General features: G+C 72.5%; 22 protein-coding genes. 8 read left to right on the forward strand and 14 right to left on the reverse strand.

Going from position 1 to position 21,935, the window contains the following annotated elements; translation table 11 throughout:
* Nucleotides 1-7: 7 nt before the first annotated feature.
* Complete coding sequence (locus tag ACIQMU_RS09235; RefSeq protein ID WP_402688545.1) at nt 8-1,318, reverse strand: ABC transporter substrate-binding protein; 1,311 nt, start codon at nt 1,316-1,318, stop codon at nt 8-10.
* A 141-nt stretch (nt 1,319-1,459) separates the two neighbouring features.
* On the opposite strand from ACIQMU_RS09235, the gene ACIQMU_RS09240 reads away from it, so the two are divergent.
* Entirely contained in the window at nt 1,460-2,794 is a 1,335-nt protein-coding gene (locus ACIQMU_RS09240) for an ROK family protein (RefSeq protein ID WP_402688546.1), read from the forward strand.
* Nucleotides 2,795-2,881: 87 nt separating this feature from the next.
* On the opposite strand, the gene ACIQMU_RS09245 is transcribed toward ACIQMU_RS09240, so the two are convergent.
* Nucleotides 2,882-3,367, reverse strand: a complete 486-nt coding sequence (locus tag ACIQMU_RS09245; protein WP_402688547.1) for an NUDIX domain-containing protein — start codon at nt 3,365-3,367, stop codon at nt 2,882-2,884.
* A gap of 260 nt (nt 3,368-3,627) precedes the next feature.
* On the opposite strand from ACIQMU_RS09245, the gene ACIQMU_RS09250 reads away from it, so the two are divergent.
* Complete coding sequence (locus ACIQMU_RS09250) at nt 3,628-4,989, forward strand: transglycosylase family protein (RefSeq protein WP_402688548.1); 1,362 nt, start codon at nt 3,628-3,630, stop codon at nt 4,987-4,989.
* Here the strand turns inward: ACIQMU_RS09250 and ACIQMU_RS09255 are convergent.
* The gene (locus tag ACIQMU_RS09255; protein ID WP_352238678.1) at nt 4,959-6,113 is read right to left on the reverse strand and encodes a DMT family transporter; all 1,155 of its coding nucleotides are present in this window, start codon (nt 6,111-6,113) and stop codon (nt 4,959-4,961) included. The genes ACIQMU_RS09250 and ACIQMU_RS09255 overlap by 31 nt on opposite strands.
* 244 nt (nt 6,114-6,357) lie before the next feature.
* Here ACIQMU_RS09255 and ACIQMU_RS09260 point away from each other — a divergent pair, with 244 nt between their 5' ends.
* Complete coding sequence (locus ACIQMU_RS09260; protein ID WP_402688549.1) at nt 6,358-7,062, forward strand: (2Fe-2S)-binding protein; 705 nt, start codon at nt 6,358-6,360, stop codon at nt 7,060-7,062.
* A 105-nt stretch (nt 7,063-7,167) separates the two neighbouring features.
* Here ACIQMU_RS09260 and ACIQMU_RS09265 read toward each other — a convergent pair whose 3' ends face one another.
* Together ACIQMU_RS09265 and ACIQMU_RS09270 are read right to left on the reverse strand one after the other, a co-directional pair.
* Nucleotides 7,168-7,530 carry an STAS domain-containing protein gene (locus ACIQMU_RS09265; RefSeq protein WP_352238676.1) on the reverse strand — a complete coding sequence of 121 codons (363 nt, stop codon included), beginning with the start codon at nt 7,528-7,530 and terminating at the stop codon, nt 7,168-7,170.
* A 221-nt stretch (nt 7,531-7,751) separates the two neighbouring features.
* Nucleotides 7,752-8,267, reverse strand: a complete 516-nt coding sequence (locus tag ACIQMU_RS09270) for a MarR family transcriptional regulator (RefSeq protein WP_352238675.1) — start codon at nt 8,265-8,267, stop codon at nt 7,752-7,754.
* A gap of 86 nt (nt 8,268-8,353) precedes the next feature.
* On the opposite strand from ACIQMU_RS09270, the gene ACIQMU_RS09275 reads away from it, so the two are divergent.
* Entirely contained in the window at nt 8,354-9,535 is a 1,182-nt protein-coding gene (locus ACIQMU_RS09275; protein WP_402688550.1) for a PP2C family protein-serine/threonine phosphatase, read from the forward strand.
* Here the strand turns inward: ACIQMU_RS09275 and ACIQMU_RS09280 are convergent.
* A complete protein-coding gene (locus tag ACIQMU_RS09280; protein ID WP_352238673.1) occupies nt 9,532-9,915 on the reverse strand; it encodes a helix-turn-helix domain-containing protein in 384 nt (127 codons plus the stop codon). The two genes, ACIQMU_RS09275 and ACIQMU_RS09280, sit on opposite strands and share 4 nt — an antisense overlap.
* 145 nt (nt 9,916-10,060) lie before the next feature.
* On the opposite strand from ACIQMU_RS09280, the gene ACIQMU_RS09285 reads away from it, so the two are divergent.
* Nucleotides 10,061-10,471 (forward strand): RidA family protein, encoded by a 411-nt coding sequence (locus ACIQMU_RS09285; RefSeq protein WP_402688551.1) that lies wholly within the window; start codon nt 10,061-10,063, stop codon nt 10,469-10,471.
* A 16-nt stretch (nt 10,472-10,487) separates the two neighbouring features.
* On the opposite strand, the gene ACIQMU_RS09290 is transcribed toward ACIQMU_RS09285, so the two are convergent.
* From ACIQMU_RS09290 to ACIQMU_RS09310, 5 genes are all read right to left on the reverse strand, one after another.
* Nucleotides 10,488-10,943: an ATP-binding protein gene (locus ACIQMU_RS09290; RefSeq protein ID WP_352238999.1), complete on the reverse strand. Its 456-nt coding sequence runs from the start codon at nt 10,941-10,943 to the stop codon at nt 10,488-10,490.
* 96 nt (nt 10,944-11,039) lie between these two features.
* Nucleotides 11,040-11,483, reverse strand: coding sequence for a response regulator (locus ACIQMU_RS09295; RefSeq protein WP_069736306.1), 444 nt, complete (start codon nt 11,481-11,483; stop codon nt 11,040-11,042).
* The gene (locus tag ACIQMU_RS09300) at nt 11,480-13,111 is read right to left on the reverse strand and encodes an ATP-binding protein (protein WP_402688552.1); all 1,632 of its coding nucleotides are present in this window, start codon (nt 13,109-13,111) and stop codon (nt 11,480-11,482) included. Before ACIQMU_RS09300 ends, ACIQMU_RS09295 begins: the two co-directional genes overlap by 4 nt.
* On the reverse strand, nt 13,101-14,336 hold the full coding sequence (locus ACIQMU_RS09305; protein WP_352238670.1) for a SpoIIE family protein phosphatase: 1,236 nt from the start codon (nt 14,334-14,336) through the stop codon (nt 13,101-13,103). Before ACIQMU_RS09305 ends, ACIQMU_RS09300 begins: the two co-directional genes overlap by 11 nt.
* Before the next feature lie 206 nt (nt 14,337-14,542).
* Complete coding sequence (locus ACIQMU_RS09310) at nt 14,543-15,439, reverse strand: RNA polymerase sigma factor SigF (RefSeq protein WP_352238669.1); 897 nt, start codon at nt 15,437-15,439, stop codon at nt 14,543-14,545.
* Nucleotides 15,440-15,681: 242 nt separating this feature from the next.
* Between ACIQMU_RS09310 and ACIQMU_RS09315 the strand changes: the two genes are divergently transcribed.
* A complete protein-coding gene (locus ACIQMU_RS09315; protein WP_352238668.1) occupies nt 15,682-17,166 on the forward strand; it encodes an SDR family NAD(P)-dependent oxidoreductase in 1,485 nt (494 codons plus the stop codon).
* Between the two features lie 355 nt (nt 17,167-17,521).
* Nucleotides 17,522-17,698 carry a hypothetical protein gene (locus ACIQMU_RS09320; RefSeq protein ID WP_164610478.1) on the forward strand — a complete coding sequence of 59 codons (177 nt, stop codon included), beginning with the start codon at nt 17,522-17,524 and terminating at the stop codon, nt 17,696-17,698.
* A 4-nt stretch (nt 17,699-17,702) separates the two neighbouring features.
* Here ACIQMU_RS09320 and ACIQMU_RS09325 read toward each other — a convergent pair whose 3' ends face one another.
* Genes ACIQMU_RS09325 through ACIQMU_RS09335 form a run of 3 tightly spaced genes read right to left on the reverse strand, consistent with a single transcriptional unit; the run spans nt 17,703 to nt 20,549 of the window.
* Nucleotides 17,703-19,157, reverse strand: coding sequence for a lipase maturation factor family protein (locus tag ACIQMU_RS09325; RefSeq protein WP_402688553.1), 1,455 nt, complete (start codon nt 19,155-19,157; stop codon nt 17,703-17,705).
* 22 nt (nt 19,158-19,179) lie between these two features.
* Nucleotides 19,180-19,692, reverse strand: a complete 513-nt coding sequence (locus tag ACIQMU_RS09330) for a DUF1990 family protein (protein WP_402688554.1) — start codon at nt 19,690-19,692, stop codon at nt 19,180-19,182.
* Complete coding sequence (locus ACIQMU_RS09335) at nt 19,689-20,549, reverse strand: YndJ family protein (RefSeq protein ID WP_352238665.1); 861 nt, start codon at nt 20,547-20,549, stop codon at nt 19,689-19,691. Before ACIQMU_RS09335 ends, ACIQMU_RS09330 begins: the two co-directional genes overlap by 4 nt.
* Nucleotides 20,550-20,717: 168 nt before the next feature.
* Here ACIQMU_RS09335 and ACIQMU_RS09340 point away from each other — a divergent pair, with 168 nt between their 5' ends.
* Nucleotides 20,718-21,833, forward strand: coding sequence for a DUF6777 domain-containing protein (locus ACIQMU_RS09340; RefSeq protein WP_402688555.1), 1,116 nt, complete (start codon nt 20,718-20,720; stop codon nt 21,831-21,833).
* Nucleotides 21,834-21,935: the final 102 nt, after the last annotated feature.

The raw sequence follows: 21,935 nt of genomic DNA on the forward strand, positions 1-21,935 counted from the left end.
CAGGGCCTCACTGCTGCATCGTCTGCTGCGCCTTTTCCAGGCGTGCCCTGACGGACTTTTCGGTCACGGGGCGTCCGGCCGCCGCGTCCGCCCACAGTTCCTTGACGGCGGTCCCCACGGCCGTCTCGAACTGCGACTCGTTCGGGACTTGGGGGAGAGGTGCGGCGCTGGTGGCGAGCGTGTCGCGGAGGACCTTGAGGTCGGGGGCCCCGAACGCCTCGTCGGCCTGTGCGGCCTTGACCGGCGGGATCGATCCGTAGGTCTTGTTCAGCAGCTTCTGCTCGGCGTCGCTCGTCATGAACTTCACGAACTTCTTCGCGCCGTCGATGTTGTCGCTGTTCTTGAAGACGGCCATGTTGATGCCCGCGACCATGGAGTTGGTCTGCTTGCCGGCGCCCGGGACGCCGGAGGGGACCGGCACCGGGGCGGCGCCCCAGTCCTCGGGCTTCATGCCCTGGGCGGCGAAGGTGGAGGCGGCGGCCTGCCACAGCACCATCGCCGTCCTGCCCTTGGCGAAGTCGGTGAGCGACTGGTTCTGGGCGTACTCCGCGTTGCCCGGAGCGATTATCTTGTCCTTGGCCATGAAGTCGATGTACTGCTTCACCGCCGCGACCGCCTTGTCCGAGGTGAAGGTCGCCCTGCCCTCCTCGTCGAAGAAGTCGGCGCCGTGCTGCCGGCCCAGGACGAAGGTCTGGTGGATGTTGTTGGAGAGGTTGCCGCCTTCGGCGCCCAGACCCCACTTGCCGTCCTTGGACAGCTTCTTGCCGACCGCGACCAGCTCGTCCCAGGTGGCCGGCGGCTTCTCGACGCCGGCCTCGGCGAACATCTTCTTGTTGTAGTAGAGGGCGTACGCCAGGGAGTACAGCGGCACGGCGGCGGGAGGCTCGCCCGCCTTGCCGGCCGAGGCGACCGCCGAGTCGACGAAGCGGTCCCGGCCGCCGATCGCCTCGAAGTTCTCCTCGTCCCACGGCAGGAGCGCGCCGGTCGCCTGGAGCGAGGCCGTCCAGGTGTTGCCGATGTTCAGCACGTCCGGGCCCTGGCCGGAGGCGGTGGCGGCGAGGATCCGGTTCAGCAGGTCGGCCCACGGCACGACCTCCAGCTTCACCTCGATCCCGGTCTCCTTCTCGAACTTCTTCAGCTCGGGAGTGAGGATCTCCTTGTCGGCCTCGATGCTGGGGCCCTGGTTGGACGCCCAGTAGGTGAGGGTCTTCGGCGACTGGTTGCCGCCGCCCGACGTCGTGCCGCCGCCACAGCCCGTGGCGGCCGCGGCGACGGCGAGGGCGAGGGTGACGGCACTGGCGGCTCTGACATGACGCATGCGAGGTGGCCCCTTTCCGGGGATGGCTGCGTTCGGGAACCGAACGGCCTCCATGACTTAAATTATGCCGTGATTTAAGAGGTGAGAGAAGGTCGCGTCAAGGTGTGGGACCGGGTATGTTCCTCAACGGGAAGGAGCAACATGGCCGAGCGCAACAGACGGACCGTGCGTGACCTGCGGCGGGGCAACCGGGCGAGGGTGTTGCAACGGTTGTATTTCGACGGCCCGTTGAGCCGTCAGGAGCTCGGACCGGTGACGGGGCTGAGTTCGGGATCCATCAGCAACGTCGTCGCCGAACTGTCCGCCGAGGGACTGCTGGAGGAGGCCGGCGTCGTCGACTCGGACGGTGGCCGCCCCCGTACGCTGCTGCGCGTCGCCCCGGACGGCGGGCTGCTCGTCGGCATCGACATCGGCGAGACCCGGGTCCGCGTCGAGCTGTTCGACCTCTCCCTGACCGAACTGGCCCGCACCGAAAGGCCGCTGGCCCAGCACGGCTACGACGTCGAGCGCATCGTCGCCCACGTCCGCACCGGCGTCGCGGATGTCCTGCGTGTCGCGGGCGCGGACCCCCGCCGGCTCCTCGGCATCGGCATCGGAGTCCCCGGCATCATCGAGCGGGACGGCCCGGCCGGCCCCGACGGTGCGCGCAGCGCGGTCGTGCACGGCCAGACCATCGGCTGGCGCGCGGTCCCCTTCGAGCAGCTGCTCCGCGAAGCGGTCGACGTGCCGCCCGAGGTGCCGCTGTTCATCGACAACGGCGCCAAGACGCTCGGGCAGGCCGAGATATGGTTCGGCGGCGGCCGGGGCGCGGGCGCCGCGGCCATCGCCCTCATCGGCTCGGGCGTGGGCGCCTGCGTGGACCGGGGCGACATCCTCGACGAGGACCGCACGAGCCTCGCCCTCGAATGGGGCCACACCACCATCCAGCTGCGGGGCCGCCGGTGCCGATGCGGCTCGGTCGGCTGCCTGGAGGCGTACGCGGGCGCGGAAGCCCTGCGTGAGCGCTGGCGCGAGGCGGGCGGCCCGCTGCCCGAGGACGCCGACGACGAGACCGCGCTCGCCGCCCTGCTCGCCGCCGCCTATCCCGAGCCCCGCGGCCCCGCCCCCGACCCGGTGGCCCTCTCGCTGCTCGACGAGACGGCCGAATACCTCGGCGCGGCCCTCGCCGATCTGGTCAACCTCTTCCTGCCCGAGCGGATCCTGCTCGGCGGCTGGGCGGGGCTGCTCATCGGCCCCCGTCTGCTCCCCGAGATCCGCCGGTACGCGAACGAGTACGCCCTGAGCCACGCGGCGGCCCGCACCACCATCGAGATGGGCCGCCTCGGACCGGACGCGGTCACCGTGGGCGCGGCCACGCTCCCGCTCGCCGACTTCCTCACCCGGGGCGGCAGCCGCACGGCGCCGGGCAGCACCGGCGCGCCGCCCCGCAACGCCGTCCAGGCGGTCCGGGAACGCCACCGAACCCCGACGGGCTGAGGAAAGCCCGGCGGGGCTCGTCCGGGCCGGAGCCCGTGGGCGCGCTGCCCGCGCGTCGGCCGCCCCGGTGCCGGGGCCCGTCCCGCGTCAGCCGCCCGCACGCCCGCCCGCGTCCGTGCCCGACGCGGTCCAGCGCGGGTCCACCCGGTCCAGCCACGCGTCCTGGCCGTCGGCCAGCGGGCGCTCCAGAGGAAGCGGCGCGAACCGGCAGGCGAACCGCATCCCCGCGTCGGCGCCGTCGCCGCGCACCCGGTGCTCCCACGCCGGCGACCCGCCCGGCGGGGCGTCGAGCAGGAAGAAGGAGGTCAGCCGGGGCTGCCCGGTGCCGGGATGGGGCCGCTCGTCCACCGCGATCCGCCGGACGACCCGGGCCCCGGTCAGCCCGGTCTCCTCGGCGACTTCGCGCAGGACCGCCCGCTGGGCGTCCTCGCCCGGCCCGACCCCGCCGGCGGGCACCTGGGTGCCCGCATCGGGGGAGTCCACGTGGTCGAACACGAGAAGAGCCGGGAAGGGGTGACGCCGGATCACGTAGGCGGCGACCCGGACGCGGGGCTCGGCTGCGGGAGAGGTCATGCGGGCATCCTCGCGCACACCGCCGGACCCGCCCCGCCGGACCCGCCCCGCCGGACCCGGCCTCCCGGATCACCGGAGCCACCCGGCACACCCCGCACGCGCGTCCTCGGGGCGGAGGCGCACACCGAGGGGCTGGGGATCGGAATCCGGCCACGGATCGGCCGGGGGCGGCCGACTATCACGTTTTGCTTGTGATCAGTCACGGCACGGACCTACGTTGCCCCTGGCGAGATGTCTCAACGCAAGTGGGGGAGCCACGTATGGCCGCGAACGGACGGCACCGCAGATACCAGCCGAGCCGGATCAACCGTGTCTCGCTCACGGTGACCGCGGGCGGCGCGGGTCTTGCGCTCCCGCTCATCGCCGCGACCTCGGCGGGGGCCGCGTCGGGTGAGGTGTGGGAGAAGGTCGCCGCCTGCGAGTCCAGCGGCGACTGGACCGTCAACACGGGCAACGGCCATTACGGCGGGCTACAGTTCAGCGGCTCCACCTGGGAGGCGTTCGGCGGCACGCGTTACGCGCCGAGCGCCGATCGCGCCACCCGGGACCAGCAGATCGCCATCGCGGAGAAGGTGCTGGAGGGTCAGGGCCCCGGCGCCTGGCCCACCTGTTCCGTACGGGCGGGGCTCTCCCGGGGCGGGGACGCGCCCAACACCGCCCCGGCGGAGACCGACACGCAGAGCGCGGGAAACAGGCCCGTGCGGGCCCCGGCGCCGCAGAGCGCACCGCCCGGACAGCAGCAGGCCCGCCCCGCCGCGGCGACGCCCACCCATGTGCCGGGCAAGCGTGACTCGTACACCGTCGCGAGCGGCGACTCCCTCTCCGGGATCGCGTCCGCCCAGCGGGTGCGCGGAGGCTGGCAGGGCCTCTACGCGGCCAACCGCACCGTGGTCGGGAGCGACCCGGACCTGATCTTCCCCGGCCAGCGGCTGAGCCTCGACCGGAGCGGGGCGCCGAAGGCGGGGGAGGGAAGCGCCTCCGGAAAGCCCGGGCGGAAGACCGCCCCGAAGCCCCCGGCGGCGGCGCCCGAGGCGAAGAAGACCGAGCAGCGCGATTCCGCTCCCGAGAAGGGGGCGCCCGCGTCGGTCGCGCCGAAGAAGGAAGCCCCGAAACAGCGGACACCGGAACAGCAGGCGCCGAAGAAGGAAGCACCGAAGGAAGCACCGGGGAAGGCCGCCCCGCAGAAGGAGCGGCCCGCTCCGGAGCGGGCCGTGAAGCACTCCGGTTTCAGCGCCCCGGTGGCGGCCGGCACCGGCACTCCCTACCGGCAGGCCGGCGGCTGGTCCAGCGGATACCACACCGGGGTGGACTTCCCCGTTCCCACCGGGACATCGGTGAAGTCGGTGTCCTCGGGACGGGTCGTGTCGGCCGGCTGGGCCGGAGCGTACGGCTACGAGGTCGTCATCCGGCACAACGACGGCAAGTACAGCCAGTACGCCCACCTCTCCGCGCTCCATGTACGCGCCGGGCAGTCGGTCTCCGGCGGGCAGCGCATTGCCCGCTCCGGCTCGACGGGCAACAGCACGGGTCCGCACCTGCACTTCGAGATCCGCACGGGCCCCGGCTACGGCTCGGACGTCGACCCGCTCGCCTACCTCCGGGCGGGCGGCGTCAGGCTCTGAACGGGCCGGGCGGAGAGCGAGTGGCGCAGGCCGCCGCCCCGTAGCCGCTTCGTGACCGGGCCGGGCCTGCCGAACTCCACCTGCGGCACCGCGTGCCCCGGCGGCAGGGGCGACGCGGCGCGTGCCACGGGCAGCCGCCCGGGCAAGGGCGGTGACGGCGGGAGAGGTGGGTCCTCCCGCGCCTCCGTGCCGACGACCGTGTCCTTCCGCCCGAAGTCCGAGGCCGGACGCCGGGCGGCGGGGCCTGCCGACCCCGCTGCCGTACGCCGTTCTCCGGTCCGCTCCGAGCTCAGCCGCTCCGAGCTCAGCCGCTCCCGGGTCAGCATGATCAGGCCGCCGGCCGCCAGCGCCCCGCACGAGAGCGCCAGGGCGGCGCCCGGGAGGCCGAGGCGGAAGTGCTCGCCGAACAGGGTGATGCCGATCGCCGCTGCCACCACCGGGTTGACCACCGTCACCGTCGCCAGCGGAGCCGTGAGCCCCGCGCCCCGGTAGGCGGCCTGGGACAGAAACAGGCCCGCCGCCGCGAGCCCGGCGATCACCAGCAGCGTCGGCAGCCCCGAACGGACCGAGCCGGACGTCCACTCCACGGCCACGGTCTTGGTGAACACGGAAGCCATGCCGAACGCCGCGCCCGCGCCCGTGGCCAGGACGACGCTGCGCAGCACCGGCCGGCGCAGCGTACGGGCGAACACGACGAGCGCGCCGACGGCGCCGAACGTCACCGAGGCCAGCAGCGCCTGCTCGGGGCCGTTCAGGGTGTGCGGCTCGGCGTTCCCCGTGAGCGCCAGCAGGCCGCCCAGCCCCACCGTCGCCATCAGCGCGCCGCGCCAGGCCGTCGCCCCCGCCCGCCGCCCGACGAACAGGGCAGCCATCGGCAGGGCGAAGACGATCGTCAGGGCACCGAGCGGCTGGACCAGGCTGAGCGGACCGTAGGCGAGCGCCACCACGTGCAGGACCGCACCCGTCCCGTTGAGGAGGACGGCGACCCACCACACGCCGTTGCGCAGCAGAGTGCGCGAGGAGTTGTCACCGGTCGCGGCCACGCGCTCCTGGATGATCGCCCCGGCCGCGTAGGCGACCGCGGAGATCAGTGACAGCAGCACGGACCACGCAAGGGAACTCATGTACACCACGATGTCCCGTCCGGGGCCCCACGTCGTCGTCCTTGAGACTGCACTTCGGCGTACTGCCCCAGGAGTACGCCCGTCGCACCGACGTCCTCCTCCCGACGGTAGTCCTGCCGCCCCCCAGCCGTCAGAAGTAGCCGCCCGGCGGATACGGTGAGCCGCGGGGACAGCACAGCGGGTGGCGTACGGCGCTCACGGGAGCCGCCGGCGGACGGACCGGGACACCGAGAGGGAGCAGGGTATGGACCTGACGCTACTGAGCTCGGTCGGAGGATTCTTCGCGCTGCGGACCACTCCGGTGCCCGGCGGCGCGCACCGGCCGCTGGAGCGGTTGTACGCGGGGGAGGACGGTCCTCTCACCGCGCGTGTCGACCGGGTCGCGGCGCGCCTCGCGGCTCCCGAGCGCAGGGTCGCCGCCTCCATCGCCCATCTCGGGCTGGCCGCTCGGCTCTGGTCCCTCGCCCTGGGCCCGGCAGCGATCTTCGGACGGATGCCCGCACTGACGCCCGGCGCCCTCCACTGGGACCCGTCGTCCACCTCACCGGACGACCTGTGGCTCGCGGGGACGGCGGAGCTGCCCGGCACGGCGTCCACGATCCGCGAGGAGGTCCAGTACGGACATCTCGTCCCGCTGTCCGAGGCGTTCCGGCGCGACGGGAACATCTCCCCGAGGCTGCTGTGGGGCAACGCGGGGTCCGCGCTCGCCGGAGCCGTACGCGAACTCGTCGCCTTCGCCGGCGCCCACGACCGGCCGGACGTGGCCGCGCGGGCGCGGGCGCTGGCGGCCGGACTCTTCGACGACGACGCGTTGCGCGACACCGGGGCCCCGCACGGCCCGGCGTTCCGGCGGCGCAGCTGCTGCCTGTACTGGCGCTGTCCGGGCGGCGGGCTCTGCGGGGACTGCGTGTTCGACCGGGCGCCCGGGGCGGGCGGGGCCGGAGGCTGAGGGTTGTCCCGTTCGGGGTCGTGCCGGGCTCGCGGGCCCGGCACGACCGGAGCGGCGGGCCCTGGACCATCGCGCCCACCCCCCCGCCGGGCCGCGCCCGGGACCTCAGGGAGACGGAACGGCGTCGATGGCGTCCTCCACGGTCGGCAGGACGGGCAGTGCGGTGGCCAGACCGATCATGTCGATCAGACGACGCATGAACGGCGACGGGGCGGCCAGCCGCAGCCGGTCGCCCAGCGTGGTGTGTCCCTGGAGGAGCACGTTCACGGTGGTCGAGTCCGCGAAACCGATGCCCGAGAGGTCCACGACGACCGGGCCGGAGCCGTGGTCGGCCGCCGCGGTCAGAGCGAGGTCCAGGGGTCCGACGCTGTCGATATCGAGGTCACCCGACACGGTGAGGACCAGAGCACCCCGCTCCTGCCGGGTGGTGATGGGGACGGCTCTGTCTTCGTTGGGCGATGAAAGCACGGAAGGCACCTCGGACGGGTCGGAAGGGGGCGGAGAGCCGTTCTGCCGGACGGGTCGGCATGGTTCCGTCCCTGGTCGCGGCGGGGTACGGGGTAACGATAGAAGTAACAGTTGCCATTTGACAACATTCTCCATCGGGTAACAATCTGAACCCCGACGGTCGCCCGGCCGACGGCCGGGGGCGGAGAACCGATGGATGCGGAAGCAGGAGCCGGATGAAGCTAGGCGCTGTCGGCGACATCATCGCGGAGTGGGGTGGCGACCGTGTCCTTTCGCGGGGAGAGGCGCTCCGAAGCCGCGGCGTGGAAAGCCGCGAGACCCTCCGCCAGCGCGGCCAGGGCGCCGGGTTCCATCCGCTCCAGCACGGCGTTCAGTTCGCCGGCACGCAGGGCCCGGTACTCTTCGAGAAGGGCGCGGCCGCGCAGGCTCAGCCGCAGCTCCACCTCACGTCGGCTGGTCGGGCTGGGCGCCCGCTGGACGAGCCCCATCGCCTCCATCCGGTCGCAGAGCCTGCTGACGGAGGGGGCACGCGAGCCCAGAGCCTCGCCCAGGGCCCGCAGATTGGCGCCCTCCTGCCGCTCGATCACCAGCAGGGCCCGGAGCTGAGAGGGCGATACGGTTCCCGAAGCGGCGGATTCCTGGCCCCGGCCCCACAGCACCTCCAACAGCTCCGAGGCGGCGACGGCGTCGGCGGACGCCTGTTCGCGACTGCTCGGGCGGAATCCTCGGTGGGGCATTCAGCCACTGTGTCACCCGTCAGGCCCGCTTGTCAGCCCGGCCCCGGCCACTACCACGTCGCAGGACGAAGATTGCGCGAGAGACCGTGAACAGACGAACGGACATCGAGGCCGCCGTACGGGCCGCCGCGCCGCACGCCCTGCTGGCCACCCTGCGCACCAAGCTCAGCAGCGCCTACGGCGCCCTCGCGGTGGAGCTCCACCTCGCCGACTACGGTCTGCGCGTCCTCAAGTCCCTGGACCGGCCCGACGGGGAGGGCGAGCCGCTGTCCCTCCACAACAGCCCCGAGGGCCGGGCGTTCGGCAGTCAGGAGCCGCGTGAACAGCAGGTCCGGCACGACGACGCCGTCGACCACCACCTGCCCGTGACGGTACGGGGCGAACGGCTCGGCATCCTCACCGTCCGGCTGCCCCAGGCCCTGTCCACCCCGGAGCTCGTCGGCGAGCTGGCCCACATGGCCGATCTGCTCGGCCACGAGATCCTGGTAGCCGAACGGGACACCGACCTCTACCAGCGCGCCCGGCGCACCACCCGCCTCACCCTCGCGGCCGAGATGCAGTGGCAACTGCTGCCCGCCCGCGCCTGCACCGCCGCCGAGTTCGCCATCGGGGCCCAGCTGGAGCCCGCGTACGCCATCCACGGCGACAACTTCGACTGGGCCGCCGACGCCGACGAGCTGACCGTCGCCGTGACCAACGGCATGGGTGAGGGCATACAGGCGTCCCTCCTCACCAACCTCGCCGTGAACGCCCTGCGCAACGCCCGCCGGGCGGGCATCGGCATCGCGGACCAGGCGGCCCTCGCCGATCAGGCCCTCTACGACCAGCACCGCGGCGCCTCCCACGTCTCCACCCTGCTGCTCCGCTTCGAGCTGGCGACCGGGCGGGTCGGCGTCGTCGACGCGGGATCGCCGCAGCTGTGGATGCAGCGCGGCCGCACCGTGCGCCGGGTGGAGCTGGAGGCGCAGCTTCCGCTCGGCATGTTCCAGGAGTCGCAGTACACGGTCCAGGAGTTCCACGTGGAGCCCGGCGACCGGCTGCTGCTGCTCAGCGACGGCGTCTACGACGCGGTGTCGCCGCTCGGCGAGACGTACGGGGAGCGCATGCTGGCCCGTGCCATCCAGTCGACGCGGCTCCTCCCGGCCGCCACTGTCCCGCGCGCGATGCTCGGCGAACTGGCGGAGTACCGGGGCACGGAGACACCCGACGACGCGCTGGTGCTGTGCCTGGACTGGTTCGGCCGGCCGGAGGGCCGGGGCGTGTCCTAAGCCGTGTCGAAGGCGCGGCGGGCGGTCTCGATGTGACCGATGTGCTCATGGGTCCAGTCGCACATCACATGGACCGTCCGGCGCAGGCCCTGCCCCGGCTCGGTCAGGGTGTACTCGACGCGCGGGGGCACGGTGGGGTGCACACACCGCTCGACCAGCCCGTAGCGCTCCAGCATCCGCAGGTTCTGGGTGAGCATCTTGTGGCTGATGCCCTCGACCTCGCCCCGCAGCTCAGTGAAGCGGAGGGTGCCCCCGCCCAGGGCCTCGATGATCAGGAGCGCCCACTTGTTGGCGACGTCGGAGAACACCTCCCGCGCCAGCGAGTCCGCGCGCCGCAGATCCGCGTCTTCGGGCGACCCGCTGAACTGCTTGGTCACCATCAGGTTCCCCTGTCACCGAAAAGTGCGTTCTTCCATGTCAGCGGCCACTCTCCTACGGTTTCGGAGTAACCACAAGTGACCGGGAACCGACCGGTCCGGTGGAGAAGAGGGGGCGCACGGCCCCCGGGACGAGGAGGCGGGCAACATGGCCATCACCCTGGTGAACCCGAGCGGGCTGCCGGAGATCGGCGCCTACAAGCAGGTGTCGGTCGCGACCGGCTCGAAGCTGGTCTTCATCGCCGGACAGGTCGCCTGGGACGCGCGGGGCGCCACCGTCGGCGAGGGCGACCTCGCCGCGCAGGTGGAGCAGTGCTACGTGAACATCGGCATGGCCCTCGCGGCGGTCGGCGGCACCTTCGCGGACCTGGCGAAGCTGACCGTGTACGTCGTGGACTGGGCGCCCGAGAAGATGCCCCTGTTCCTGGAGGGCGTCTCCCGGGCCGCCGCGCGACTGGGCGGTGCTCCCGTACCGCCCGGCACGCTGGTGGGCGTCGCGGCCCTGGACGTCCCCGAGCACCTGGTGGAGATCGAGGCCACCGCCGTGCTCGACGCCTGAGGGACGCCGGCCGGGCTCAGGTGCTGAGCTGGAACTCCGCCCGGATCCGTTTGCCCACCGGCACCCGCTCGGCCGTGAGCCGGTCGCACAGGGCCACGACGATCTCCATGCCGTGACCGCCGAGGCGGGACGGATCGGGGGAGTACAGCACCGGCATCGCGGTACTGCTGTCGTACACCGTGACGCTGATGAGCTGTGCGCTGCCCTCCAGCTCCAGGAGGTACGGGCCGTGGCTGTAGCGGTCGGCGTTCGTGACCAGCTCGCTCACGGCCAGCATCAGGTCGCTGCGCGTGTGTTCGCCGATCGGGGCGAGGCACTCCACGGCGAGCTTCGTCAGGAACCGGTCGGCGAGCGCGCGGGCCAGCGCGATGCAGCCCGGCTCGCCGTCGAAGACCTCGGCGCTGAGCAGTACCTCCGCGGAAGCCAGCCCCTGACCGGGTTCTTCCGGTGGGGAGGTGAGCTGTTCGTTCATGTGCTCCAGCCAGGGCGCCGCAGTGAGGTCGCAGACCTTTTCCGCCATGCGTCTACCCGTGGCGAAGGATCCCACTCCAGGAGATCCGGACCGATCCTACGCACGTCCGGGCAGCCGCACCACGGTCACGAAGAACTCGTCGATCTGGCGCACCGCCGCGATGAACTGATCGAGGTCCACCGGCTTCGTCACGTACGCGTTGGCGTGGAGCTTGTAGCTGCGCAGAATGTCCTCCTCGGCCGAGGACGTGGTGAGCACGACCACCGGGATGAGGGAGAGTTCGGGGTCGCCCTTGATCTGTTCCAGCACCTGCCGGCCGTCGTACCGGGGCAGATTCAGGTCCAGCAGCACCAGGTCGGGCCGAGGGGCCTCGGTGTACTCGCCGCGCCGGTAGAGGAAGTCCAGCGCCTCCTGCCCGTCGCGCACGACGTGCAGGGTGTTGCGGATCTTGTTGTCCTCGAATGCCTCACGGGTCATCAGCTCGTCGCCGGGGTCGTCCTCGACGAGCAGGACCTCGATGGGCTGGACAGGGGTGTTCACGAAGGATCTCCCGGCTGGCTGGTGAGCAGGGCGGGAGCGAGCAGCTCCGCCGTGGTGTGGGTGGGCGCCTCGGGCGCCACGGGCAGGGTGAAGTGGACACGGGTGCCCTCGTCCGGTTCGGGCTCCAGCCAGATCCGGCCACCGTGGAACTCGATGATCTTCCGGCAGAGCGCGAGGCCGATGCCCGTGCCCTCGTACTCGTCCCGGGCGTGCAGCCGCTGGAAGATGACGAACACCTTGTCCGCGAACTCGGGCGCGATGCCGATCCCGTTGTCCGACACGGTCAGGTGCCAGTCCTCGCCCTCGCGTACGCAGTCGACCGAGATCCGGCTGGGAACGCCCTCGCGGCGGAACTTCACCGCGTTGCCGACGAGGTTCTGCCAGACCATGGTGAGCGCGGTCGCGTCCCCGAGCAGCTCCGGCAGGGACTCCGGCCGCTCGATCACCGCCCCCGACTCCTCCGTCACCAGAGCCAGATTGGCCAGGGCGCGGTCCAGGGCGCGGTCCAGATCCACGGGCTTCCAGCTCTCCTGCACCCGTCCCACCCGCGAGAACGTCAGCAGGTCGTTGATGAGGACCTGCATCCGCTTGGCCCCGTCCACCGCGAAGGCGATGTACTGCTTGCCGCGCTCGTCCAGCTCCTCGCCGTACCGCTTCTCCAGCAGCTGGCAGAAGGAGGCGACCTTGCGCAGCGGCTCCTGGAGGTCGTGCGAGGCGACGTACGCGAACTGCTCCAGCTCCGAGTTGGACCGGCGCAGCTCCTCCGTCTGCTCCGCGAGCAGGGCCTCGCGGTCCTGCGCCTCGGCCAGCTCGTCCGCCAGTCGGCGCCGCATGTCCTCCACCGCCCAGGCCACGGCCTGGACGTCGGACGGCCCCTTGATCTCGATCCGCGTCTTGAAGGCCCCCGACCTGACGCGGTCGGACGCGCCGCGCAGCCGGTTCAGCGGGACGCCCACCACCCGGTGGAGCAGCATGCTCAGCGCCACCATGGTCAGCAGGAAGCCGGTGACCAGCGCGAACAGCACCTGGTCGCGGGTGGTGCGCGCGGAGTCGAGATCGGCCCGCGCCTGATCGCGCGCCTCGGCGAGATGCCGCTGCTGGGTGGCGTAGGCCCGTCGCAGCTGGTCGAAGTCCGCCTTGCTGCGCTGCAACTGCGCGGAGGTGGCGGCCTCGCTCGGCCCCTGTTCCCGGACCGTGGCCATCAACGGCTCGACCTTGCTCCGCCGCCACTGCCGGGAGGCGGCGGAGATGGCGTCCAGGTCGTCGGCGTACCGGCTCCCCGGGCCCACCAGGCGCCGCACCTGGGCCAGGCGCTCCCGCTCGGCGGCCTTCCCCGCCTCGTAGGGTTCGAGGAAGGAGTCGTCGCCGGTCAGCGCGAATCCCCTGATCCCGGTCTCCTGGTCGAGCAGCGCGTTCTGGAGCTGGAAGGACGCCGATCTGGCGGGCTGGATCCGGTCCACCAGATCGGTCGTACGGTCGGAGATGCGGGACATCACGAGGCCGCCGACCACCAGGCAGCCGCAGACCACGACGATGAAACCGCCGAGAATCAGATGGACCCAGTTCTGCACCGACAGCCGTGCCGCGAAGCCGCTCGGCGCCGGTTCCTCCGTGCTGTCACCGTTCATCGGGTTCCCCTCCCCAGCCCAGATGCAGAACGGCCACATCGTCCGCGAGACCGCCGTAGGGGGCGGCCCCCTCGGCGGCTCCCGCCACCAGGGCGTCGACGAACGGGCGGGCCGCCAGGTGCCCGTTGGCCCGGGCCATCGCGAGCAGCCCCTCCTCGCCGAGGCGGCTGTCGGGTCCGGTACGCCCCTCGAAGAGCCCGTCCGTGAAGAGCACGAGCCCCGCACCGGGCGTCAGCGGGAGGTCGACCGTGGGCCAACGGCCGGCCCCGGGCAGCAGCCCGAGCGCCATGCCGCCCTCTGGCTCCACCCAGGCCACGTCCGTGCCCTGGCGCAGCAGCAGGCCCGGGTGACCGGCCCGCAGCACCTGGGCGTGCCGTTGCCCGGGCGGGAAGGCCAGCGAGGTCACCGTGGCGAACACGTGCGAGTCCGAGCGCTCGGCGACCAGGATCTCCTCCAGCAGGGCTATCTGCTCGGGCTGGGACGTACCGCACAGTACGGCGGTACGCCACGCGACCCGCAGGCAGACGCCGAGCGCCGCCTCGGCGGCGCCGTGCCCCGAGACGTCGCCGATCACCGCGTGCACCGTGCCGTCCGAGGTCTGTACGACGTCGTAGAAGTCACCGCTCAGCAGTCCGTGGACGCGTCCGGGCTCGTACCGGGCGCGCGCCCGGAAGCGGTCGTCCCGCAGCAGGGGGACGGGCAGCAGCCCGCGCTCCAGCCGGGCGTTCTCCTGGGCGATCAGCCGGTTGGCGCGCAGCGCGGCGGCGGCGCGTTCCACTTCCTTGCGCTGGAGGGCGTAGCGGATCGCGCGGGAGAGCACCTCGGGGTCCAGACGGCCCTTGACCAGGTAGTCCTGGGCGCCTCCGGCGACCGCGCGCAGCCCGGTCCCGGACTCCTCCAGGCCGGTGAGGACGACGATCGCGGCGTCGCTGTCGGACTCCAGTATCTGGCGCACGGCGTCCAGGCCGTGGACGTCGGGAAGGTGCAGGTCGAGGAGGACGCACACCGGGGCGGCGGAGGCGTGCAGGAAGGACCGCGCCTCGGCCAGGGTCTTGCACCAGGTGAGGGCGGAGTCCAGCTCGCTGTCGGTGAGCATCTCCTCCACGAGCAGCGCGTCGCCCGCGTCGTCCTCCACGAGGAGGATCGACGCGTTCAGGTTCCACAGCGGGGCTTCGGGGGTTCGCGAGGCCGCGACCTGCTGCGAGGGGATTCCGGAGATGCCCACAGGCCCCGGCGATGTTCCCACGGCCGACTCGATCAACCCTCCACCCCCTCGTGCGACGGCGCGGTTCGTCCGGCCTGATCGTCAGGAAGCATAGGCGAGTGACGGGACCCGCAGCGGACCGGTCCGCTGGTCGGGGGCTGCGAAACCGCCCGCCCGGAAGGGCGGACGGCTTGATTCCGGCCGGAATCCGATCGTCTCGCGCGGGCTCACGCCTCGACGCTCATCCCCTTGCGCAGCTGCTGCACGATCCTGCTGAGCAGCCGCGACACGTGCATCTGGGACACGCCCAGCTCCGCGCCGATCTGCGACTGCGTCATCTCCGCCCCGAACCGCATCTGCACGATCCGGCGCTCGCGGTCGTCGAGCCGGTCCAGCAGCGGGGCCAGGGTGTGCAGGTTCTCGACGGTCTCCATCGCCGGATCGGTCTCGCCGAGGACGTCGGCGTACGCCCGCTGCTCCTGGCCGGAGTCGCTGTCCGCGGAGGGGGTGTCGAGCGAACCCGCCGAGTAGCCGTTGGCGGCCACGAGCCCCTCGATGATCTCCTCCTCGGGGAGGTCGAGGTGGGCGGCCAGCTCCTTGACGGTGGGGTCGCGGTCGAGTTCGGCGGAGAGCTGCTCCTTCGCCTTGGCGAGGTCCACCCGCAGCTCCTGGAGCCGTCGCGGCACGTGCACCGACCAGGTGGTGTCGCGGAAGAACCGCTTGATCTCCCCGACGATGTACGGCACGGCGAAGGTGGCGAACTCCACCTCGCGGGACAGGTCGAACCGGTCGATGGCCTTGATCAGGCCGATCGTGCCGACCTGGATGACGTCCTCGGTGTCGTCGCCGCCGCGGTTGCGGAACCGGGACGCGGCGAAGCGCACCAGGGAGAGGTTCATCTCGATCAGGGTGTTGCGCGCGTACTGGTGCTCGTGGGTGCCCTCTTCCAGGACCTGGAGCCGGTCGAAGAAGATCTTCGACAGCGCCCGTGCGTCCTGCGGGGCGATCTTCCCGGCGTCCTCGACCCAGGGCAGGTCTCCGGTGACGTCCGCCGTCCGCGCTCCGGTTCCGGCGTCGCTCAGCGGCGCCGTCGCTCCGGTGGCTCGCACTGACATCGCCGTCATGGTGTCACCCTTCTTGCTGCCCAATGTGTCGGACGGTCGCATGCCCCGTTCCCGCGAAGTCATGCCTCCTCATTCCGTTTCTTTCGGCCGCCCCTCCCGCCGCCGCCTCCGACGCCGGGCGCCGGGACGCCGCTCGTACGCCGGTCGAACAGAGCAGTGGCCCGCGCATGGCAAACTTGGGCGGGGTGTTTCGGCCTGCGGTGATCCACGATCCGCGGCGAGAAGATGACAGAGGAACGGCAATGACGGTGACAGAGGACAGCCCGGAGTTCGCTCCCGGAATCGAGGAGTTCGGTCCCGGCATCGACCCGGAGCGGCTGGCCGTCTGCCTGAGCGTGCTCGACGAACTCGACCGGATCGAGGTGGACCACCCGGACGCCGTCGCCGTCCGCCGGGCCACCGCCGGGATCTACCGCACCGTGAAGCAGCGCCGCCGCCAGGAGCGCCGCGCCGCGAAGACCGCCCACGACCGGGCCGTCACCGAGGCCACGGCGACGGGTTCGGCCGAGCGCATCGACGACGAGACGCAGGGCGTGCTGCCCTCCTCCTCCGCCCAGGCCGAGATCGCCGGCATCCTCCAGCGGCCCCGGTCCTGCTACATCTGCAAGACGCGGTACGTCGAGGTCGACGCGTTCTACCACCAGCTCTGCCAGTCCTGCGCCCAGGAGAACCGCTCCCGCCGCGACGCCCGTACCGACCTGACCGGACGCCGGGCGCTGCTCACCGGCGGCCGGGCGAAGATCGGCATGTACATCGCGCTGCGGCTGCTGCGCGACGGCGCGCACACCACGATCACCACCCGCTTCCCCAACGACGCGATCCGCCGCTTCAAGGCGATGGAGGACAGCGACGAGTGGATCCACCGGCTGAAGATCGTCGGCATCGACCTCCGCGACCCGGCCCAGGTCGTCGCGCTGGCCGACTCGGTCGCGGCCGAGGGCCCGCTCGACATCCTGATCAACAACGCCGCCCAGACCGTACGCCGCTCCCCGGGGGCCTACAGCGAGCTGGTCAACGCCGAGTCGGCCCCGCTGCCCGCGGGCGAGCTGCCCGTCGCCGAGGTCATCGGCACCTTCGGCAGCGGCACGGTCGACCGTGTCGCCGCCCTGCCCGCCGCCCGCAAGGAAAGCCTGAGCGCCCAGGACGTCACGGGTCTCGCCCTGGTCACCGGTTCCGCCTCGCCGGCCAGGATCGCCGCGGGCACCGCGATCGACGCCGGCGGCCTCGTCCCGGACCTGCACGACACCAACAGCTGGATCCAGACGGTGGAGGAGGTCGAGCCGATCGAGCTCCTCGAAGTCCAGCTCTGCAACTCCACCGCGCCGTTCATCCTGATCAGCCGGCTGCGCCCGGCGATGGCCAGGGCCGCCGCGAAGCACGCGTACGTCGTCAACGTCTCGGCGATGGAGGGTGTCTTCAGCCGCGGCTACAAGGGCGCCGGCCACCCGCACACCAACATGGCCAAGGCCGCGCTCAACATGCTGACGCGGACCAGCGCCCAGGAGATGTTCGAGAAGGACGGCATCCTGATGACGGCCGTGGACACCGGCTGGATCACGGACGAGCGCCCGCATCCGGACAAGATGCGTCTCGCCGAGGAGGGCTTCCACGCGCCCCTCGACCTGGTCGACGGCGCGGCCCGCGTCTACGACCCGATCGTGCGCGGTGAGAGCGGCGAGGCCCTCTACGGCTGCTTCCTCAAGGACTACGCCCCCGCGAACTGGTAACCCGAACGGCTCAGCCCGCCCGCCGGTCTCCGTGCGGACGCCGAAATCCCGGTCCAGGGTGTTCCCCGGGCCGGGTTTCGCTGCACCCGGTGCTCGAATGTGACTCACCGCACACGTTCTATCGAGCGCGGTGGTGCTCATTTGGTTACGCTGAGGCGAACGGACGTCATCGAGGGGCTCACGAAGGTTCCTCGACCGTCCTGGGACATGGTCGGTAACCCGGCCGCTGTTCTGCCCGAAACCGGCGCCACCGCGACCGACATTTCCCCGACCCTGCCCCCGCGAGGCGGTCGCGCCCCGGCATCCCCGCCGGAGCGACGGCGCCCCCGGGCGACGCGACACGAAGGAGTGCGCGGTGACGACACCGGAATTGACCGAGCGCGAAATGCGCCCCGCCGAACGGAACGCGGGGCGGCCCGGCCGCCCCGAGAAGCTGCGGAACATCGAGGTCTGGGCCAGGTCCGCCCCGATCCGGCTCGCCGGATACGAGGACGACCTCGCCGAGCCGCACATCCTGCCCGGCATCGACTGACGGCTCAGCGCTTCCCGCGGCCCGTCTCCCGGCCCTCCCGCTCCGGCGGCAGCGGCCGGGAGACGGGCCGCAGGAATTCCCGGACATAGGTGCGGTGCCACCAGCAGCCGGTGGCCCGCAGCTCCCGGAACCCGGTGAACCGGTAGCGGAACACCCGGGCGCGCACCTGCCGGGGCGGGCCGTCGGGGAAGGGGTTGTGGCCCAGCAGCCGGAGAGTGTCCCGGTCACCGTCGAGCAGCCGTTCGGCGAAGGGCCCGAACCAGGAGCGCGCGTACGCGGGGGAGAGCGCCGCGAACCACATCATCCAGTCGAGCCGCAGGTGGTACGGGGCGAACAGGCGCGGCAGCCGGCGCGGATCGCCCGGCTTGCCGCGGAAACCGTACTCCCGCCACTCGGCGTCCTCGTGCGCCACCGGATCGGCGCTGCCCTCCACGACGACCTCCAGCCGCATCCGGCTGACGGACCCGAAGGCCCCGTACGTGTTGACGAGGTGCAGTGGGTCGTAGGACCGGTTCATCGCCTGCCGCCGCGAGAACAGATTGCGCGCCGGGCGGTAGCTGAGGACCAGGACCAGGGCGGTGACCGCGATCACGACCGCCTCGTACCAGAGGGGCGGTGCGGCCTGGGCCGGCGGCGGCCCGGCCAGCGGGGTCCAGTCGATCGCGGACAGCGCCAGTGTGATGGTGAGCCAGTTCAGCCAGGCGAAGTTCCCCGACAGGACGAGCCAGAGCTGGGTGAGGACCATGAGGCCGGCGGCCACGCTCGCCACCGGCTGCGGGGTGAACACCAGGAACGGGACCAGCAGCTGGGTGACGTGGTTGGCGGCGGCCTCCACCCGGTGCACGGGCCTGGGCAGATGGTGGAAGAACCAGCTCAGCGGTCCCGGCATCGGCTGGGTCTCGTGGTGGAAGTCCAGGCAGGTCAGCTCCCGCCAGCACGCGTCCCCGCGCAGCTTGATCAGCCCCGCGCCGAACTCCACCCGGAACAGCAGCCACCGCAGCAGCCACAGCACCAGCACCGGCGCGGCCGTGTCCCCGCTGCCGAGGAAGACCGCCAGGAACCCCGTCTCCAGGAGCAGCGACTCCCAGCCGAATCCGTACCAGACCTGTCCCACCTGGACGATCGACAGGTACAGCACCCAGGGCAGCGCCCAGAGCAGCATGCCGCCCCACAGCGGCAGCAGACCGTCGAGGCCGGCGATCAGGGCCACCGAGACGGCGCAGCCGCTCCAGGCGACGGCGGCGAAGAAGCGGTCCGAGTAGTGCAGCCGGAACAGTCCGGGAGCGGCCCGCCAGGGCGTGCGCCGCAGCAGCTGAGGCACGGGCAGCATGCCGCGCTCGCCGATCAGCGCCCGGAACTGGAGCGCGGCGGAGAGGAAGGCGGCCAGATAGACCACGGCCAGAGCCCGCTGGAAGACCAGCCGGCTCAGCCAGTAGCCGTCCGCGGTGAACCAGTCCATCCCTGCCAGTATCGGCCAGAAGTCAGCTCGCGGCGACGATGCGCCGCAGCGTGCGGCCGAGCCTGCGCGCGTACCAGTGCTGGGCGACGGGCACCAGCGGTCCGGCGAGGCGGGTGTACCAGGAGGCCGGGCGCGAGAACGCCATCACGGTGAACCACACGGCGCCGTCCTCCGCGAGCTCCACCACGAAGCACTCCTCGCCGCGCTCCGGATGCCCGGCGAGGGTGCCGTAGGCGAAGCCCGTGCGGCCGTCCTCCCCGTACGCTGTCCAGATCACCTCGCAGGGGGCCGTGAAACGCAGCGGTCCGAGCCCCAGGGACACCCGGACGCCGCCGCCCGGCTCCGCGCGCCGCGCCGGGGCCTCCACCCGCGCGCCCGAGGCGCGGTGCATCCGCCACTCGGTGACCGCCGCCCCGGCGGCCGCGAAGTCCGCCCGGCCCCGCCCGACCCGGGTGCGGTGGTGGAGGTGGTGGTAGCCCCGGGGGAGCGGGCCGAGACGGGTCGCGCCGACCTCCGGGTAGCTGAGAGTGCTCATGCGGTCCTGCCTCCGGTGCGTTGGGGTACTTCGGTGCGGACGGGTCCCTGGGCGCAGAGTCGCCGCCAGGCCAGCAGCGAGCAGAGGGCGAAGCCCAGGGCGTTGCCCAGGCCATGGGTGGCGGCCATCCAGGTCAGGGTGGGGTGGGGCAGCCCGGTCGCCTCGCCGAGCGCCCAGCTCAGCGCGAGGAGCATCGTCGCCACCAGGACGGCGGCGGAGGCGAGCAGCAGGAGCCGCGTCGTCCGGTCCCGGCCGTCGGCACGCCCCAGGCGCCAGGTCAGCAGGCCGACCGTCCACATGCCGGCCGTGAGGACGAGGGCCCCGGCGAGTTCGGCCCAGTCGCCGATGAAGTATCCGACGAGGACCAGCAGGGTGCCCAGCGGCACGCTCAGTGCGGCGAAGCGGCCCGCCGGACCGTCGGAGACCCGGCAGACGAGCCCGGCGATCAGGGCGGCGGCGAATCCGGCGAAGTGGAAGTGCGGCACGGTCAGCGCGAGGATGCCGAGGCCGAAGCCGAACAGCTCGTTCCCGGACCGTTCGGCGACCAGGGCGGTCGCGGCCACGGCCGGGGTGACCAGGGCGGTGAGCAGGGCGATCCCCGCGGGGTCGAGGTCGCGGCCGCGGGCCGCCCGGCGCGGGGCGTGCAGGGCGAGCAGGGCGGTGCCCAGCGCGTAGCAGCAGGCGAGCACCGTGGCGGTGGTGCCGCGCGGCAGCCACAGGGCGATCGCGCCCGGTACGGCGAAGACGGGCCAGAGCCTGCGGATCCGGTCCAGCTCTCGCCGCCCGGTCAGCCGCAGCCCCGCCGGCACCACGACGAGCATGCCCAGCATCACGATGGTGTTGACCAGCGCGGACATGACACCCCCTTGATTTGAACGTGTTCAAGTTCTGATGGTGAGCGTAGAGGGTTTCTTGAACGTGTTCAAGACTGGGGGTCGTGGCCGGTCGTCCGCTTGCGGGTCCGCGCCCGGTGCGGCACAGATGGTGACATCGATCCGTTCCCCAGGGACAGGCAGGAGAGCTCTGTGCGCTCACCCAGACGTTTCCGGCGTACGGCCCTCGCCGCGCTCTCCGCCGGGGTGCTGTTCGCCGCCGGCGGCTGCGGCGGGGGCGGCGGCCGCACGGCGAAGGGCACCACGGGAACGGCGGAGGCGGGGGACATCCTCCTCCAGCCGCTCGCGTCCCCCGGCCCGGGGCCGTTCACCGCTTCCACGGCTCGGGCGTCGGCCGCCCCGTCCCCGGGGGGCGCGCCGGATGCCGGTCCGGGCTCCGCCCCCCGGACGGCCCATCCCGTCTCCGGCGCCGTCCCGGGGCTCTACGGCGGCACCCGGTCGGTCGCCGCCTGCGATGTCGAGCGGCAGGCCGCCCTCCTGACGGACGACGAGGACAAGGCGCGCGCCTTCGCCGACGCGGCCGCCATCGAGGCCGTGCAGATCCCGGGATACCTGAAGTCGCTCACCCCCGTCGTCCTGCGCGCCGACGCCCAGGTCACCAACCACGGCTACAGCGCCGGCTCGGCCACCGCCTTCCAGGCCGTGCTCCAGGCGGGCACCGCCGTCCTGGCCGACAGCAGGGGGATGCCGCGTGTCCGGTGCGCCTGCGGCAACCCGCTGGGCCCGCCCGAGGCCGCCGACGGGAAGGCCGCCCACCGGGGTGAGCGCTGGCCCGGCTACGACCCCGCCCGCATCGTGGCCGTCGAACCCGGCGCCACGGCGGCCACCAGCCTGATCATCGTCGACGCCGACGACAACACCTGGATCGAGCGGGCCGTGGGCGACAGCGGTGGCCGCGACCGCGCCCCGGACGACCCGCCGCCCTTCGAGCCCGATGTCGACCTGCTCTTCCCGCCCCCGGGCCGCCCCTCCGAGCCTCCGCCCCCGGACACCGCCCCGACCGACCCGGACCCCTCCGGCCCCGTCGAACCGGAAGGGCCGACGGACCCCGGACCGGCCGAACCGTCCGACGACTTCGGCGACACCCCGCCCGAGGGGCCGTGGGAGTACGAGGAGGGCGATCCGGACGTCGCGCCGGAGCCGACCCAGGTCTTCCCCGCCGAGCCGGACGAGCCCGCCGGGCCGGCCGAACCTCCCTGGCCGGACGAGCCCATGGAGGCGGGCGTCGGTGACGTGTTCGCCGGCTGATCCGTCCCGTGCGCGGCGGGCTCACGGCCCGTCGGCCGTGCCGGGGCGGAGCGGCCCCGCCTCCGAGTGCGGTGAGGGGCGGGGGAAACGGACGAGAAGAAT

The sequence above is a fragment of the Streptomyces sp. NPDC091649 genome (assembly GCF_044756785.1).
In the GTDB taxonomy this organism is placed as follows: Bacteria; Actinomycetota; Actinomycetes; order Streptomycetales; family Streptomycetaceae; genus Streptomyces.